Annotated in this window: 17 protein-coding genes; 8 read left to right on the forward strand and 9 right to left on the reverse strand. The window is 35.3% G+C overall.

The window, feature by feature from the left end:
* Positions 1 to 527: ATP phosphoribosyltransferase regulatory subunit (locus tag ACIQ1E_RS11285; protein ID WP_396171409.1), on the reverse strand; the 527-nt coding region annotated here is incomplete at its 3' end.
* A gap of 181 nt (positions 528 to 708) precedes the next feature.
* On the opposite strand from ACIQ1E_RS11285, the gene ACIQ1E_RS11290 reads away from it, so the two are divergent.
* Positions 709 to 1,950, forward strand: a complete 1,242-nt coding sequence (locus tag ACIQ1E_RS11290) for an ABC transporter permease (protein WP_396171410.1) — start codon at positions 709 to 711, stop codon at positions 1,948 to 1,950.
* Between the two features lie 68 nt (positions 1,951 to 2,018).
* Here the strand turns inward: ACIQ1E_RS11290 and prmC are convergent, their stop codons facing one another.
* Together prmC and ACIQ1E_RS11300 are read right to left on the reverse strand one after the other, a co-directional pair.
* Positions 2,019 to 2,873 carry a peptide chain release factor N(5)-glutamine methyltransferase gene (gene prmC, locus ACIQ1E_RS11295; protein ID WP_396171411.1) on the reverse strand — a complete coding sequence of 285 codons (855 nt, stop codon included), beginning with the start codon at positions 2,871 to 2,873 and terminating at the stop codon, positions 2,019 to 2,021.
* Positions 2,874 to 2,881: 8 nt separating this feature from the next.
* Positions 2,882 to 3,370 carry a GNAT family N-acetyltransferase gene (locus ACIQ1E_RS11300; protein WP_396171412.1) on the reverse strand — a complete coding sequence of 163 codons (489 nt, stop codon included), beginning with the start codon at positions 3,368 to 3,370 and terminating at the stop codon, positions 2,882 to 2,884.
* 105 nt (positions 3,371 to 3,475) lie between these two features.
* Here ACIQ1E_RS11300 and ribD point away from each other — a divergent pair, with 105 nt between their 5' ends.
* From ribD to ACIQ1E_RS11315, 3 genes are all read left to right on the forward strand, one after another.
* On the forward strand, positions 3,476 to 4,519 hold the full coding sequence (gene ribD / locus ACIQ1E_RS11305) for a bifunctional diaminohydroxyphosphoribosylaminopyrimidine deaminase/5-amino-6-(5-phosphoribosylamino)uracil reductase RibD (RefSeq protein ID WP_396171413.1): 1,044 nt from the start codon (positions 3,476 to 3,478) through the stop codon (positions 4,517 to 4,519).
* The gene (locus ACIQ1E_RS11310) at positions 4,512 to 5,114 is read left to right on the forward strand and encodes an HAD family hydrolase (RefSeq protein WP_396171414.1); all 603 of its coding nucleotides are present in this window, start codon (positions 4,512 to 4,514) and stop codon (positions 5,112 to 5,114) included. Before ribD ends, ACIQ1E_RS11310 begins: the two co-directional genes overlap by 8 nt.
* A 151-nt stretch (positions 5,115 to 5,265) precedes the next feature.
* Complete coding sequence (locus ACIQ1E_RS11315; RefSeq protein WP_396171415.1) at positions 5,266 to 5,877, forward strand: IMPACT family protein; 612 nt, start codon at positions 5,266 to 5,268, stop codon at positions 5,875 to 5,877.
* A gap of 52 nt (positions 5,878 to 5,929) precedes the next feature.
* Here ACIQ1E_RS11315 and ACIQ1E_RS11320 read toward each other — a convergent pair whose 3' ends face one another.
* Positions 5,930 to 6,331 carry an acyl-CoA thioesterase gene (locus ACIQ1E_RS11320; protein WP_396171416.1) on the reverse strand — a complete coding sequence of 134 codons (402 nt, stop codon included), beginning with the start codon at positions 6,329 to 6,331 and terminating at the stop codon, positions 5,930 to 5,932.
* A 185-nt stretch (positions 6,332 to 6,516) separates the two neighbouring features.
* Here ACIQ1E_RS11320 and dnaA point away from each other — a divergent pair, with 185 nt between their 5' ends.
* The 3 genes from dnaA to ACIQ1E_RS11335 all read left to right on the forward strand — a co-directional run bounded on the left by dnaA (position 6,517) and on the right by ACIQ1E_RS11335 (position 9,221).
* On the forward strand, positions 6,517 to 7,944 hold the full coding sequence (gene dnaA, locus ACIQ1E_RS11325; RefSeq protein WP_396171417.1) for a chromosomal replication initiator protein DnaA: 1,428 nt from the start codon (positions 6,517 to 6,519) through the stop codon (positions 7,942 to 7,944).
* Between the two features lie 7 nt (positions 7,945 to 7,951).
* Positions 7,952 to 8,419, forward strand: coding sequence for a low molecular weight protein-tyrosine-phosphatase (locus ACIQ1E_RS11330; RefSeq protein WP_396171418.1), 468 nt, complete (start codon positions 7,952 to 7,954; stop codon positions 8,417 to 8,419).
* A gap of 79 nt (positions 8,420 to 8,498) precedes the next feature.
* Complete coding sequence (locus ACIQ1E_RS11335; protein WP_396171419.1) at positions 8,499 to 9,221, forward strand: SAM-dependent methyltransferase; 723 nt, start codon at positions 8,499 to 8,501, stop codon at positions 9,219 to 9,221.
* A 56-nt stretch (positions 9,222 to 9,277) separates the two neighbouring features.
* Here the strand turns inward: ACIQ1E_RS11335 and ACIQ1E_RS11340 are convergent, their stop codons facing one another.
* The 5 genes from ACIQ1E_RS11340 to dapF all read right to left on the reverse strand — a co-directional run bounded on the left by ACIQ1E_RS11340 (position 9,278) and on the right by dapF (position 13,367).
* Positions 9,278 to 9,913 (reverse strand): peptidoglycan-binding protein LysM, encoded by a 636-nt coding sequence (locus ACIQ1E_RS11340; RefSeq protein ID WP_396171420.1) that lies wholly within the window; start codon positions 9,911 to 9,913, stop codon positions 9,278 to 9,280.
* Between the two features lie 109 nt (positions 9,914 to 10,022).
* A complete protein-coding gene (locus ACIQ1E_RS11345) occupies positions 10,023 to 10,898 on the reverse strand; it encodes a DUF2279 domain-containing protein (RefSeq protein ID WP_396171421.1) in 876 nt (291 codons plus the stop codon).
* Between the two features lie 41 nt (positions 10,899 to 10,939).
* Entirely contained in the window at positions 10,940 to 11,980 is a 1,041-nt protein-coding gene (mltG, locus tag ACIQ1E_RS11350) for an endolytic transglycosylase MltG (protein ID WP_396171422.1), read from the reverse strand.
* Positions 11,981 to 11,992: 12 nt separating this feature from the next.
* A complete protein-coding gene (locus tag ACIQ1E_RS11355; protein ID WP_396171423.1) occupies positions 11,993 to 12,523 on the reverse strand; it encodes a GNAT family N-acetyltransferase in 531 nt (176 codons plus the stop codon).
* A 40-nt stretch (positions 12,524 to 12,563) separates the two neighbouring features.
* Positions 12,564 to 13,367, reverse strand: coding sequence for a diaminopimelate epimerase (dapF, locus tag ACIQ1E_RS11360; protein ID WP_396171424.1), 804 nt, complete (start codon positions 13,365 to 13,367; stop codon positions 12,564 to 12,566).
* A 137-nt stretch (positions 13,368 to 13,504) separates the two neighbouring features.
* Between dapF and ACIQ1E_RS11365 the strand changes: the two genes are divergently transcribed.
* Positions 13,505 to 14,016 (forward strand): S1C family serine protease (locus ACIQ1E_RS11365; RefSeq protein ID WP_396171425.1); only part of this gene is annotated, 512 nt, incomplete at its 3' end.

The following is a 14,016-nucleotide window of genomic DNA, read 5'->3' on the forward strand; positions in this document are numbered from 1 at the left end:
AAACCCAATTGGGTAAAAACCGAATCGTACAATTGTACCAATTCGACTTCTTGCCACAACGATTTCGAACCCACAACATCGGCATCACATTGAAAAAACTCTCTAAAACGCCCTTTCTGCGGACGATCGGCACGCCACACGGGCTGTATTTGGTACCGTTTGAATGGAAACTCAATCTCACTTTGGTGCTGCACCACATATCGTGCAAAAGGAACGGTTAAATCGTAGCGGAGGGCTTTTTCGGAGATTTTCCCAGTTAATTGTTTTGCGTTGATGGTTTGTAGTTCTTCTCCCGAAATCTTATCTAAATAATCTCCCGAATTCAAAATTTTGAAAATCAAACGATCTCCTTCTTCTCCGTATTTCCCCATTAAGGTTTCGGAGTTTTCAAACGACGGTGTTTCTATCGGTTGGAAACCAAATTTCTCGAAATTACTTTTTATCGTTGCTATAATATATTGACGTTTTGCCACCTCAGCTGGTGAAAAATCTCTGGTTCCTTTTGGAATACTAGGTTTTGATGCCATCTTTTTAAGTTAGAAGTTGGAAGTCCGAAGTCCGAAGTTAAAAATTTTAAGTATCACTACCTCGTACTTCTAATCTCTTACTTCGTATTTCAATCTGCAAATATCTTGATTTTAAAATAAATATTACATCTTCTAAAACAAACTTGTAACAAAAATTGTAATTTCGTGTCAAATAAGTACTATGTTTAAATTATTTAGAGAAAACGTTAGAATTGCTTTTGGTTCCATCAGAACCCAATTGCTGCGCACCATATTAACTGTACTAATTATCGCCATTGGAATTACCGCTTTGGTTGGAATTTTGACAGTGGTTTCAGCCCTAGAAAATACCATTTCCTCCGATTTTGCTTCGATGGGAGCTAATACTTTCAACATCAATCAATACGAAAACACGGCTAGAAGACGAGGTGGCGAAGAACGAGAAATCATAAATCCTATCATTTCTTATCCTGAAGCAGTTGCTTTCAAAAACAAATATAAATTCCCTCTGACAGAGACCTCCATTTCATTTACAGCAACTTCAACAGCTGAAATAAAATTTGAATCCGAAAAAACAGATCCCGAAAATAAAATTGTGGGTGTCGATGAATATTTTATGGCCAACTCTGGTCTAGAAACCAGCTCAGGCAGAAATTTTACAAGCTTCGACATCCAGAACAATACCTATTCGTGCATTGTGGGCTCTGATTTTGAAAAAGGCTTGCTAAAAAATGTAAACCCCATCGACAAGATCATTTCGATACGTGGAGCCAAATTTAAAGTTATTGGAGTATTGAAAGAAAAAGGATCTACATTTGGAAACAGCCAGGATTTAAGGGTTTTAATCCCTATACAATTGGCTCGGTCGTTATTTACAGCACCCAATATCAACTACAGCTTAAGTGTGATGGTGGCCAAAAAAGATTTTCTTGACGAAGCCATCGACAATGCGAACAGTACTATGCGAAGAATTCGAAAATTAAATCCAGTTCAAGATAACAATTTTGCCATCGTTCGAAGTGATGACCTCATCAATAGAATTCTAAGTATTACACAATACCTCGGCTTGGCGGCTTGGCTAATTAGCATTATTACCATTCTTGGTTCCTCAATTGCTTTGATGAATATAATGGTTGTTTCGGTTACCGAGCGTACCCGTGAAATTGGTGTTCGTAAAGCCTTAGGTGCCAAAAAGAGCACGATTGCTGTTCAATTTTTCATAGAGACTTTACTCATTGGTCAGATGGGTGGTTTAGCGGGAATTGTATTAGGAATTCTTGTGGGTTATGGCTTTGCAACAGCTATGGATTTTGCTTTTGTAATCCCTTGGGGCGCCATTATGGCTGCTTTTGGCACCAGTTTTGCCGTAGCCATAGTTTCGGGATTGTATCCTGCCGTTAAAGCTTCTAAATTAGACCCTATTGAAGCTTTGCGATATGAATAAGCTGGCAGTGGTCAGTTTTTAGTGATCAGTCTGTGTGTACTGAACACTAAAAACTAAACACTGAACACTTAAATTGAACCTCGAATCATTCTATCATTTCCATAAATATCTTTCCTCAATTCAACGTTTTTGAATCTCATTTTTTCAAGCAAATCAATCATTTCGCTTCCTAAATACTGGTTAATTTCGAAAAATAATTGTCCACTTGGAGATAAGCATTTTTGAGCTAATTCGGCTATTTTTCTATAAAAAATTAGGGCATCATTATCATCAACAAAAAGTGCCAAATGAGGTTCGTTGTCCAAAACATTTTTCTTGATTTCCAACTTTTCCAATTCCCGAACATACGGAGGATTCGAAACAATGATGTCGAATTTCTGTTCCAAATCATCAGTTTCGAGGATGTTTTTTAAAATAAAAATAACATTTACCTCATTAATTTCAGCATTTTTCTGCGCTGTTGCCAATGCTTCTTCAGAAACATCAATGGCAAAAACTTCCGCGTTTGGAAAGTTTTTTGCCAATGAAATCGAGATACAACCACTCCCCGTCCCAATGTCAAGAATTTTCAACTTCTCACCTCTAACCTCTAACTTCTGACCTTGAATAATCCAATCTACCAATTCTTCGGTTTCTGGTCTTGGAATTAATACATTTTCATTTACCTCAAAATCTAATCCGTAAAAACTGGTTTTTCCTAATAGGTATTGCACTGGAATTTCTTGCTTCAGTTGTTCTAAAATCGAATTCCAAATCTGTATTACTTCATCAGAAAAAGTCAATTCGGGATTCAATGCCAAGTCAATCCTTTTCAAATGGTTTTTCTCTTCTAAAATTAAATAAAAAAAACTCTCTGCTTCGCCAATATCATATATTAACGAAAGTTCATGAATGAATTTGGATCTATAGTCTTTGATTTTCATACTTATAATTAACTTAAATCCTTCAACATCCACACTGGACAAGAAACGTGACCCGTGCTTCCCATTGGAGCGCAAATGTATTCGAATCCTACTTTTTTGTAGAGTTTCTGGGCATCGTGCATAAAAGGCATCGTTTCGAGATAGCATTTATTGTATCCAAAATCCTTGGCGGCTTGCAAACATTTTTCCATCATTTGGCTTCCTATCCCCAAACCACGGGCTTCAGGCAGAAAATACATTTTTTGCAATTCGCAGATACTTTCGGCTTCGTTTTCTAAATGTGCTACTCCCGCTCCACCAAGAATTTTGCCCTCGCATTCGACCACAAAATAAACCGATTTTAGTTTATTGTATTCCTCAAACATCAAATCTAAATAGGGATCAGCATACGCAGTACCTACTTTAGGTATGTTCAATTCATCAAAGACAGCTCTTATTATTTCAGCAATCGCCGGATTGTCTTTCTTTTCTATTTTTCTAATAATCCAATTTTCCATTTTTTGAAATATTGATTGTATCCTACAAAAATAGTTATTGTTTATGGTAATTTTCTAAAGATTCAAAACTAAATCCTATACCCAAAAATCACTACTTTTGCATCTGTGGAAAAACATGTAAAATATATGCACCGTTGCCTTGAATTGGCAAAAAATGGTTTGGGAACCACTTACCCAAATCCAATGGTAGGCAGCGTTATTGTTTATGATGGCAAAATCATTGGCGAAGGTTGGCATAAAAAATCGGGCGAGGCTCACGCTGAAGTCAATGCTGTAAATTCAGTAAAAGACAAGTCTTTACTTAAAAAAGCAACTATTTATGTAAGTTTGGAACCATGTAGCCATTTCGGAAAAACGCCACCTTGTTGCGATTTGATTATCGAAAATGAAATTCCAAATGTAGTTATCGGAACTGTTGATCCCAATATAAAAGTTGCTGGAAACGGAATCAAAAAACTAATCGAAGCAGGGAAAAATGTAACTGTTGGTCTTCTAGAAAAGGAATGTAACGAACTCAATAAACGTTTTTTTTCTTTTCACGAAAAGAAAAGACCTTATGTGATTTTGAAATGGGCGGAAACTCAGGATGGTTTTATCGCTCCTTTGACAAAATCGGAACAAAAGCCGGTTTGGATCACCAATGAATTTTCACGTCAATTGGTTCACAAATGGCGAAGCGAAGAACAGGCTATTCTTGTTGGAACCAATACAATTATTGAAGACAATCCAAAATTGAACACCCGAGATTGGTCGGGAAAAAACCCTATTAGAATTGTATTGGATCAGAATAATCGAATCCCAAAAGACAGTCCCATCTTTGACAATCAGACAAAAACAATCGTTTTTTCTAGTTTGACAAATACAGTTAATAAAGAAAACTGTATCTTTGAGGTAATCGATTTTCAAGAAAGTGTTGCAAAACAAATACTCAACGTTTTATTCAAACACCAAATTCAATCGGTTATTATTGAAGGAGGCACACAAACTTTGCAAACCTTTATTGATGAAAATCTTTGGGATGAAGCGCGCGTTTTTGTTGGTAAACAAAGCTTTAAAACTGGGGTAAAAGCACCGGTTTTTGAGGCAGAAAACACCATAAAAAGCAGAATTGAAAAAGACTTACTTATAATTTCTAGAAATAATGATTGATACAATTATTTTTGATTTTGGCGATATTTTTATCAATTTGGATAAAGAAGCTCCAATTAACAAACTAAAGAAGTTAGGACTTACGCACTGGAATGATGATTTGAACCAATTGAATTTACAATTTGAAAAAGGCCAAATCACAGAAGAAAATTTCTTGCTCGGTTTTCAAAAACACCTACAAAATGCTTCTTTTGATGAAATACTTGATGCTTGGAATTCAATTCTTTTGGATTTCCCTTTGCGCCGTCTAGAATTCCTTCAAAAACTTACAAAAAAATACCGCCTGTTTTTATTAAGCAACACCGATTCCATTCACATCGATACATTCGAGCGTGACAACGGACTCAGTTTTACGAGAGATTTTTATATGTGTTTTGAAAAAGTGTACTTTTCGTTTGAAATGGGAATGAGAAAACCCGATGCTGAAATCTTTGACTATTTAATAAAAAACCACGAATTGTCACCAAAGCGTACTTTATTTATAGATGACAAAAAAGAGAATACAGATGCAGCACTATTACTAGGCTTACAAGTTTGGAACCTTAAAGTAGGCCAAGAAGATGTGGTTGACTTATTCAAGAAAAAAGAATTTTGAGTTTTAAAATATTTTAAGTGGCAATATCAATTGCAATGTCAATAAATAAATAAAAAAAACGAGTAACTTCTTTAAAAACAAAAATCCTCTAAAATTTAAATTTTGTAATTGCTATTGCAATTGTTATTGTAATTGAATTTAAATTTTGACATTGAAAATGGAAGACACCTATAAAACTATCACCTTTCCTTCCTCTGAAATTCTTTTTAAAGAAAAAAATAGCAAATTTTTTGGCTATAGCTTTCCTATACAATCTGAAACCGAAGTAAAACCACTAATTGACCAATTACGCAAGCAACATCCCAATGCTGTACATTTTTGCTATGCGTACCAAATAGGCTCAGAAAAAATTGTTTATAGAGCAAATGACGATGGAGAGCCCAGTAGCACAGCAGGAATGCCAATTTACGGACAAATCCAGTCTTTTGCCGTTACCAATATTTTAGTGGTCATTGTCCGAATCTATGGCGGAGTAAAACTAGGAGTTGGCGGCCTGATTTCTGCCTATCGAACTGCTGCGCAAATGACGCTGGAATCCGCCGAAATAATCGAAAAAAGCATTAATATTCACTTTCTAATCTCATTCGATTACAAAAACATCAATAAAGTTATGCGAGTTATCAAAGAAAAAGATGCCGAAATTCTTTCGCAAAAAATGGAAATGAGTTGCGAAATCGAAATCTGTAGTCGAAAAAAAAATGCAGAAATACTTTTTAATCAATTTGATACGATGTTCGAAGTCGAAATAAAACGACTTAAATAAAATTTAAAAAATTAGTTGTTTTTGCCAAATTTTCAAAAAAACACAGCATCTATTAAACTCTATTTAAAACATCTAAAATATATTGCGGTGGACTGATAGGCTTTCCTGTTTTCATGTCCACAAAAACTAAAATTGAGTTGCCCGTTGTTAATAACTCCTCATTTGCATTATAAAGCTCATAGTCAAATTCAATCTTAACTGTGGTCCTATTTTTCAGAATTGTTTTTAAGGTTAAAAGTTCATCATACCGAGCGGGTTTTTTATAATTCATAGTCAGAGAAACCACCGGAAGCATAATTCCGCTTTCTTCCATCCATTTATACGATATCCCTTTATTTCTAAGCCATTCCACCCTTCCTATCTCGAAATATTGTGCATAATTACCGTGATAAACTACCCTCATTTGATCGGTTTCTGAATAGCGAACACGTATTTGAGTTTGATGATATTCCATTAAGTTTTATTTTAAAAAATTAAAATTTTAAATTCCTCATACAACAATATTTTGTAAAATTTACATACAAAATATTTTTTTTTAGCTAATTTTATTCACATATTTGTCATCCCGAAAAACAAGACTAATTCTATCTTATTTTTTATAGAAAAACTTTACAGAACAAAAATAATTTAACCAAATTTATGAACAAGACTGCACAATCAGTATGGGAAAACTGCCTCTCTTTTATAAAAGACAATATCGCAGACCAAGCTTACAAAACTTGGTTTGAGCCTATTAAATCAGTTGAGCTTACCGATAATGCATTATACATTCAAGTCCCTAGTAAATTTTTCTACGAATGGCTAGAAGAACATTATGTTAAATTATTAAAAGTAGCACTAACCAAAGAACTCGGTAAAAATGCAAAGTTACTCTATAAAATCAAAATGGAAAACACTTATGGCAATAAACAACCGTTTACGGAACAATTGCCAAGTGCAAATCGTGTGCCAATGAAACCACAAGATGTTGATGCTCCATATAAGAATCTAAACCCAGAACTAAAAAATCCGTTTGTAATTCCTGGAATTCGAAATTTAAAAATCGAATCACAATTGAATGCAAATTATAGTTTTGATAACTTCTTAGAAGGAGATTCCAACAGATTGGCTCGTTCTGCAGGTATGGCTGTGGCTAATAAGCCAGGTGGCACTTCATTCAATCCATTGTTAATTTTTGGAGGAGTGGGTTTAGGAAAAACCCATCTAGCTCACGCTATTGGAGTTGAAATTAAAGATAAATATCCAGAAAAAACGGTTTTATATATTTCTGCCGAAATTTTCACCCAACAATATATAGATTCTGTTAAGAAAAACAATCGAAATGATTTTATTCATTTCTACCAACTCATAGATGTGTTAATCATAGACGATGTTCAATTCCTTTCTGGAAAATCGGGGACTCAAGACGTGTTTTTCCATATCTTCAATTACTTACATCAAAACGGAAAACAGGTTATCCTGACTTCAGACAAGGCCCCTGTCGATATGCAAGACATCGAGCAACGCTTGTTATCGCGTTTCAAATGGGGATTGTCGGCAGAATTACATCAACCCGATTACGAAACCAGAATTTCAATCCTGAAAAACATTTTGTATCGTGACGGTGTCGAAATTCCAGAAGAAATTATAGAATATGTTGCTCGAAACATCAAATCGAATGTTAGAGAACTTGAAGGAGCAATTATTTCCTTGATTGCCCAATCTTCTTTCAACAAAAAAGAAGTAACCATAGAGTTAGCTAAAAATGTTGTAGAAAAATTCGTAAAAAATGTAAAACGCGAAATTTCTATAGATTACATTCAAAAAATTGTTTCTGATTATTTTCAACTTGACGTAGAAACTTTACAATCCAAAACTAGAAAAAGACATATTGTACAAGCGAGACAATTGGCTATGTTCTTTGCTAAAAAATTCACCAAAGCTTCTTTGTCTAACATTGGATCTCAAATAGGAGACCGCGATCACGCAACCGTTTTGCACGCCTGTAAAACAGTAGATAATCTGGTAGCCACCGACAAACAATTCAAAAAATTTGTTGAAGACATCAATAAAAAATTAACGTTATAGCCGTTGTATGCCAGTTAAAATTTTAATGGTATGTTTAGGCAACATTTGTCGGTCACCTTTGGCCGAGGGAATTTTAGCCTCAAATCTTCCAAAAAAAAATTTCATTGTAGATTCGGCGGGAACAGGAAGTTGGCATATTGGCCGCCAACCTGATTCACGTTCTATAGCTATTGCAAACAAACACAAGCTTGATATTTCGAAGCAAAAAGGCAGACAGTTTACTAAAAATGATTTCGATGCTTTTGACTATATTTATGTCATGGACATTTCTAATTACCGCGATGTGGTTCGCCTTGCAGACAATCAAGAACAAATAAACAAAGTACAACTCATCTTGAATGAATTGTTTCCCGGCGAAAATGTTGACGTACCGGACCCATATTATGGAGTAGCACACGGCTTTGAATCTGTTTTTCATATGCTTGATGAAACCTGCGACGTAATTGCAAAGAAACTCATCGAGAAACATTCTTAAATTCTCTTTTTGGGGTTTAGTTAATTTTCTCTTAATTCAAAGAAAATAGCTCTTTTCAAAAAAAATAATATTGACAGCAATGAAACCAAACCTTTCTTTAGGAAAACTATACTTAATCCCAACCACTTTAGGTGAGGGAGACCCCAATGATGTTTTGCCTCAAACCATAAAAAGAAGCATTGATTTCATTGATGATTATATTGTAGAAAACGAAAAAACAGCTCGAAAATTCATCAAAAGTATTCAGCCCCTGAAAGTACAGGCTACATTAAGATTAAGCGCTCTAAACAAGCACACCGAAGTTTCAGAGCATTCCAAAATGTTGCAAGCTTGTTTGGAAGGGAAAAATGTAGGTTTAATGAGCGAAGCTGGCTGCCCTGGCGTTGCCGATCCTGGTGCAGTTATTGTAAAACTGGCTCACGAAAAAGGAATTCAGGTTGTACCATTGGTTGGACCATCCTCGATTTTATTGGCGATTATGGCCTCTGGAATGAACGGACAAAGTTTTGCTTTTAATGGATATATTCCAATTGATAAATCGGAGAAAAAAGCAGCTTTAAAAAATTTAGAGAAATTATCTCAAGACAAAAACCAATCCCAAATTTTTATTGAAACTCCCTATCGAAATAATAAAATGCTGGAAGATATTATTCAAGCCTTGAATCCATCGACATTTATTTGTGTGGCTACAGATATCACTTTGCCAACCGAATTCATCAAAACAATGAGGGCCTCTGAATGGAAAAAAGTACAAGTGGATTTACACAATCGACCTACCATTTTTATTATTCATAAAATGTAAACAAAAAAAAACATCAACTTAGACTGATGGTTTTTAACTTATAACTGCTGATTAAATTACTTTACCCTAGCGTTACTATCCGCAACGATTCCTGAAGTTTCATACCCGCCAAACTCTTTCATATAACTTCTAATCGAAGTTCCATAAGCATCTCTAAAATAGCGTTTCCCTTCATACTTGAAGAACTTTTTAACTGAACCTGGACCACCAAGATGAGCTGCCGCTAGTATTCCTGATTCTGTTACCAAAATACCTGCAACCACTTGTCCTTCGTATTTATCAATAACATCTTGTAATATTGATTTGTTTTTAGAAAGAAGAGCCACAAAAGCTTTTTCTTGCATTTTAGGACTGTTTAAAAACCTACTACTATCGTGAATTCCAACCGTTTTAAGGGTTGCTTCGCCGAATTGGTATTTACCCATATATCCCAGTGAATTGACTTTTTTGTACTTACCTTGAGATTCTTTATGGGCAATAGCTTCCTTATAACCAATAAAAAATTTACCAGTATATGGAACGCTTAAATTAGAGTAATCATTTGATTGTTCAGATGGATATAAGTAGTGAGTTCCATCATCTTTGTTTATAAGAAACCAGTCGCTGGCATCTAAATTAGAAGGCTTAAAACCTGAGCTTAAAAAGGCAATAATTAGAGTCAAACTTGCATAAAAAAACCACTTGTTTATCATAAATTGTTTTTCTTCAAACGCTGTCACCCTTTGAAATTTCTACGGTGCAAATATACGTATAAAAGCCAAAAAACAAAAATATAGCTGAAAATCAAGCTGTTAATATTTTCTAAAAATAAAAAGCATAGCACTTGAAACCGCTGTGAGCCGAGTATTCAATCGTTGGAGCTGGAATTTTCACCGTGTTAAAAACAGAAAAAAAAGTTTTCAAAAAATGTGATTTTGTTTCGATTTTTGTCAAATCTAGGTCTAAACTAAGGTAAAATTGACGAGATTTTTCGATATTTTGACCTAAAATTGGCGCCAAATTAGCACTATTTCCGCTAATCATTCCATCCGCTCCATAGCCCAAAGCGAGGTTCAACCACTTTGGTATTTTCGACCCTTTAGAAAAGGAATATAAATTGACCGAAAACCAATAGGTTTGACCATTGTAATCTTTAAGAATTTGTTCGGGAAATGAACTTCCCAAAACCTCAGGTCTATAATCGGAATACTGGGTTTTGTGATAGGAAAATTTAGGAATAATACGCTGCTCTTTCCAAAGCAATTCTTGTGAAACATACAAGGCAGTTCCTGCAGCATTGGCCATTATATCTCCTGTTGAAGCTCCCCATTCGGCAGAATATCCGTCCATAACCTCAACAGCGGAGAGGAATACAAATCCCAAACCAGCTCCATAAAGCAATTGACTTTTTTTACTGTTTCCACTCCAATTCAGTGCTTCGGCGCCAAATCGACCAATGTGATAGGAAGAATAAAGATGCCCCACTTTGTCCATTTGCTTCCACTCGGAATTATCATTAATAAAATGAAAATCGGATTTAGGATAATCGGCGTACCAAAGTTGGTTCAAACCAATCAGAGCTCCAGAAGCCAAAACTGCTTCGGAAATAAATACGGAATTTCTCCTTTTCTTGTTTAAGGAATCGGATGGTTTAAGAAAATTTTCTAATGAAGATTGCGCCAATATATTTTGGAACACAATGAGAAACAGAAAACAGATTTGACTCTTAAATTTCAAAATTACCTTGCTACTCCTTGGCTATTAATCCAATCAGAATATTTTTTGGCATTCACATTATGTTCTGGCAAAGTAGCCGCAAATTCGTGATACCCAAAACGATCCACGCTAGCACAAAAATAAACAAAGTTGTTTTTTTCTGGATTCAAAACCGCTTCTAATGCTGTGATGTCAGGCATTGCAATAGGACCTGGAGGAAGACCAATTACTTTATAGGTGTTATAGGGTGAATTCAAAAACAAATCATTGTAAAACACTCTTTTTATGACTTGATCAAAATCATTGTCTTTTTTCTTTTTTGCAAAAATAACTGTTGGATCGGCTTGCAAAGGCATACCCAGCTTCATTCTATTCAAATACACTCCAGCAATTCTTGGGCGTTCGTCTTTTTTTACCGATTCTTTATGTACGATTGATGCTAAAATAGTTGCTTCAACAGGAGTTAATCCTTGCTTTGCTGCTTTTTCGGTTCTTTCCTTATTCCAGAAATTGCGGTATTCCTTAATCATTTTGTCACGAAACTTCTCTGCCGAGATATTCCAATACACTTCATAGGTATTCGGAATAAAAACTGCTAAAACATTTTCATCAGTGAATCCGTTTTCCTTCAAGAAGATTGAATCCTTAAACGTAGTCAGCAGTGTCAAACTATCCGGTTCGATTTGAGAACCCACTCTTCCGGCAAAATTCTCTAACCGTTCCTGATTGTTGAAAGCCAATTTCACGGGTACATTACTTCGTAAGGCTTTGACCAATTGATAACTATTCATCCCAGCAGTCAATAAAAACCTTCCTGGCTTAATATTTTCAGGATAGCTTCTTTTACTGGCAACCATTTCAAAACGATTCATATTTTCAACCAAAGGCCCAAGAATTTTCTTCACCTCGTCATAGCTAGACCCTGTCGGAATGTGAACATAGATTTCCTTTTCGGAAAACTTTGTGTTTTTTGAAAAAACTTGGTTCGCCAAAATTCCTCCATAAATCAGTAAGACTGACATTAAAACGATAGATACAATTGATATTATTCTTTTTTTATCCAAAACGAAATGATTTTAAATTTTATTAATTAATTGAAAAATAGCTTCATCCTTATAAACTCCGTTAACTAAATTCCAATCTTTCTTTGTTCCAATTTTTTCGAATCCAAATTTAGTAAAAAGAGCAATACTAGCTTTATTTTCGCCACTAATATTTGCATACAATTGATGCAGATTCAAATGATAAAATGAATAGCGAATCAAAAGTTCCAAAGCTTCGGACCCAATATTCTGATTTCTATTATCCTTTCCTTGAATCGCAATACCTATTCCAGCGCGATTATTCTTTGGATCAAAATCAAATAAATCGATTAATCCAATGGCTGGAAAATCTTGGTCCTGACAAATCGCCAATCGCAATTGCTTGGCTTCATAAATATCCTGTTGTGCATTTTCGAGGTATTGCTTTACCAAAAACCGACTGTAAGGCGTTTGTGTATTGCTCACTTCCCAAATACTTTGATCGTTTTCCATAGCATAGACAAACTCCAAATCGTTGGGTTCGAGTGCTCGGAGGTAAATATTTTCGCCTTTTAGTGTGATCATTGACAAGTTAGAGGTTAGAAATTAGAGGTTAGAAGTGTAGTTATATCTCAATCACTCCTTTAAAAACAAACTCAGCAGGCCCAATCAGGAAAATATTGGTAAAATGATTCTCTTTTCTATCGAAAGAAACTTCTAGTTTCCCTCCTTCTACATTGATTTTAATAGACGAGGCATTGGTTTGTCCAGTCAGATTCATTGCAATAGCAACGGCAGTCGCTCCTGTTCCACAAGCTAAAGTTTCATCTTCCACTCCTCTTTCGTAGGTGCGAAGCGAAAAAGTATCCTCATTGATTTTTTTTACAAAATTAATATTACTTCCTGCGGCTCCATATAAAGAACCATAACGAAGAGCGGCTCCATTTTCTTTTACATTATAATGTTCCAAATCTTCTACCATTTGCACGTGATGCGGTGAACCTGTATTCATAAAAATATAATCGCTTTCCTTTTTAATATTGGCCACATCAATCATTTGCAAAGAAACAATTCCATCATTGGCAACGCTGGCGTGATGCAAACCATCGGTGGCAATAAAAGTGCATCTATCTTTAATAATGCTCAAATCTTTGGCAAAAGCCACCAAACAGCGGCCGCCATTACCACACATCGAACTTTGATTTCCATCGGAATTGTAATAAACCATTCTGAAATCGGTGGTCATTGCGAGTTTCGAAGCAATCTCGTCATTTTCCAATAAAATAAGTCCGTCTCCTCCTATTCCAAAACGTCGGTCGCACAAACGAGCCACAAGTTGTACATTTTCTTTTGGAAAAAAGCCTGAGCGATTGTCAATCATTACAAAATCATTCCCTGTTCCTTGATATTTAAAAAATTCTAGTTGCATTGTGTTTACTATTTACCAAAGGCAAAAGTACAAATATTAATGATACGTTAAAGATTGTTAAGCGAGCGTTAAACTGTTTTTTTGATCATAGATAATCCCTAATTTTACAGCGTAAATTCTTAAATAACTATAAAACCATGAAACGATTTTCAAGCCTATTTTTAGTGTCATTGTTGAGTGGAGCCGTCACATTGGGCTCTTACAAATTGTTATTTGACGACAATGGCTATTTTTCGAAAAATTCAATTGTAACTCAGGCCTCAAATTCGTACGGGCGAAATGTTGGTTTATCAGCAGAAGCGGTTGATTTTACAGAAGCTGCCGACAAAACCATTCACACCGTGGTTCACGTAAAAAATGTTTCGCGAACTACAGTTACTAATCCAATATTGGAGTATTTCTATGGTTTTCAAGGAGGACAACAGCAAGAACAAGTGGGAACAGGTTCGGGTGTAATTATCTCGGAAGACGGTTATATCGTGACCAATAATCACGTAATTAAAGATGCCACCGAAATAGAAATTACTTTGAACAACAAGAAATCATACAAAGCAAAACTCATCGGAACTGATTCTAAGATGGACATTGCCTTGCTAAAAATCACGGCAGATGAAAAATTGCCCTATACTACTTTTGCCAATTCGGATTC

Source organism: Flavobacterium sp., from assembly GCF_044348915.1.
Taxonomy (GTDB): Bacteria; Bacteroidota; Bacteroidia; order Flavobacteriales; family Flavobacteriaceae; genus Flavobacterium.

Bases quoted from the DNA above. Each gene is read 5' to 3' on its own strand.
- ACIQ1E_RS11290 (WP_396171410.1), top strand. From the start codon at position 709: ATGTTTAAATTATTTAGAGAAAACGTTAGAATTGCTTTTGGTTCCATC.
- ACIQ1E_RS11335 (WP_396171419.1), top strand. From the start codon at position 8,499: ATGAAACCAAACCTTTCTTTAGGAAAACTATACTTAATCCCAACCACT.
- ACIQ1E_RS11340 (WP_396171420.1), bottom strand. From the start codon at position 9,913: ATGATAAACAAGTGGTTTTTTTATGCAAGTTTGACTCTAATTATTGCC.
- ACIQ1E_RS11320 (WP_396171416.1), bottom strand. From the start codon at position 6,331: ATGGAATATCATCAAACTCAAATACGTGTTCGCTATTCAGAAACCGAT.
- prmC (WP_396171411.1), bottom strand. From the start codon at position 2,873: ATGAAAATCAAAGACTATAGATCCAAATTCATTCATGAACTTTCGTTA.
- dnaA (WP_396171417.1), top strand. From the start codon at position 6,517: ATGAACAAGACTGCACAATCAGTATGGGAAAACTGCCTCTCTTTTATA.
- ACIQ1E_RS11310 (WP_396171414.1), top strand. From the start codon at position 4,512: ATGATTGATACAATTATTTTTGATTTTGGCGATATTTTTATCAATTTG.
- ACIQ1E_RS11355 (WP_396171423.1), bottom strand. From the start codon at position 12,523: ATGATCACACTAAAAGGCGAAAATATTTACCTCCGAGCACTCGAACCC.
- dapF (WP_396171424.1), bottom strand. From the start codon at position 13,367: ATGCAACTAGAATTTTTTAAATATCAAGGAACAGGGAATGATTTTGTA.
- ACIQ1E_RS11330 (WP_396171418.1), top strand. From the start codon at position 7,952: ATGCCAGTTAAAATTTTAATGGTATGTTTAGGCAACATTTGTCGGTCA.
- ACIQ1E_RS11300 (WP_396171412.1), bottom strand. From the start codon at position 3,370: ATGGAAAATTGGATTATTAGAAAAATAGAAAAGAAAGACAATCCGGCG.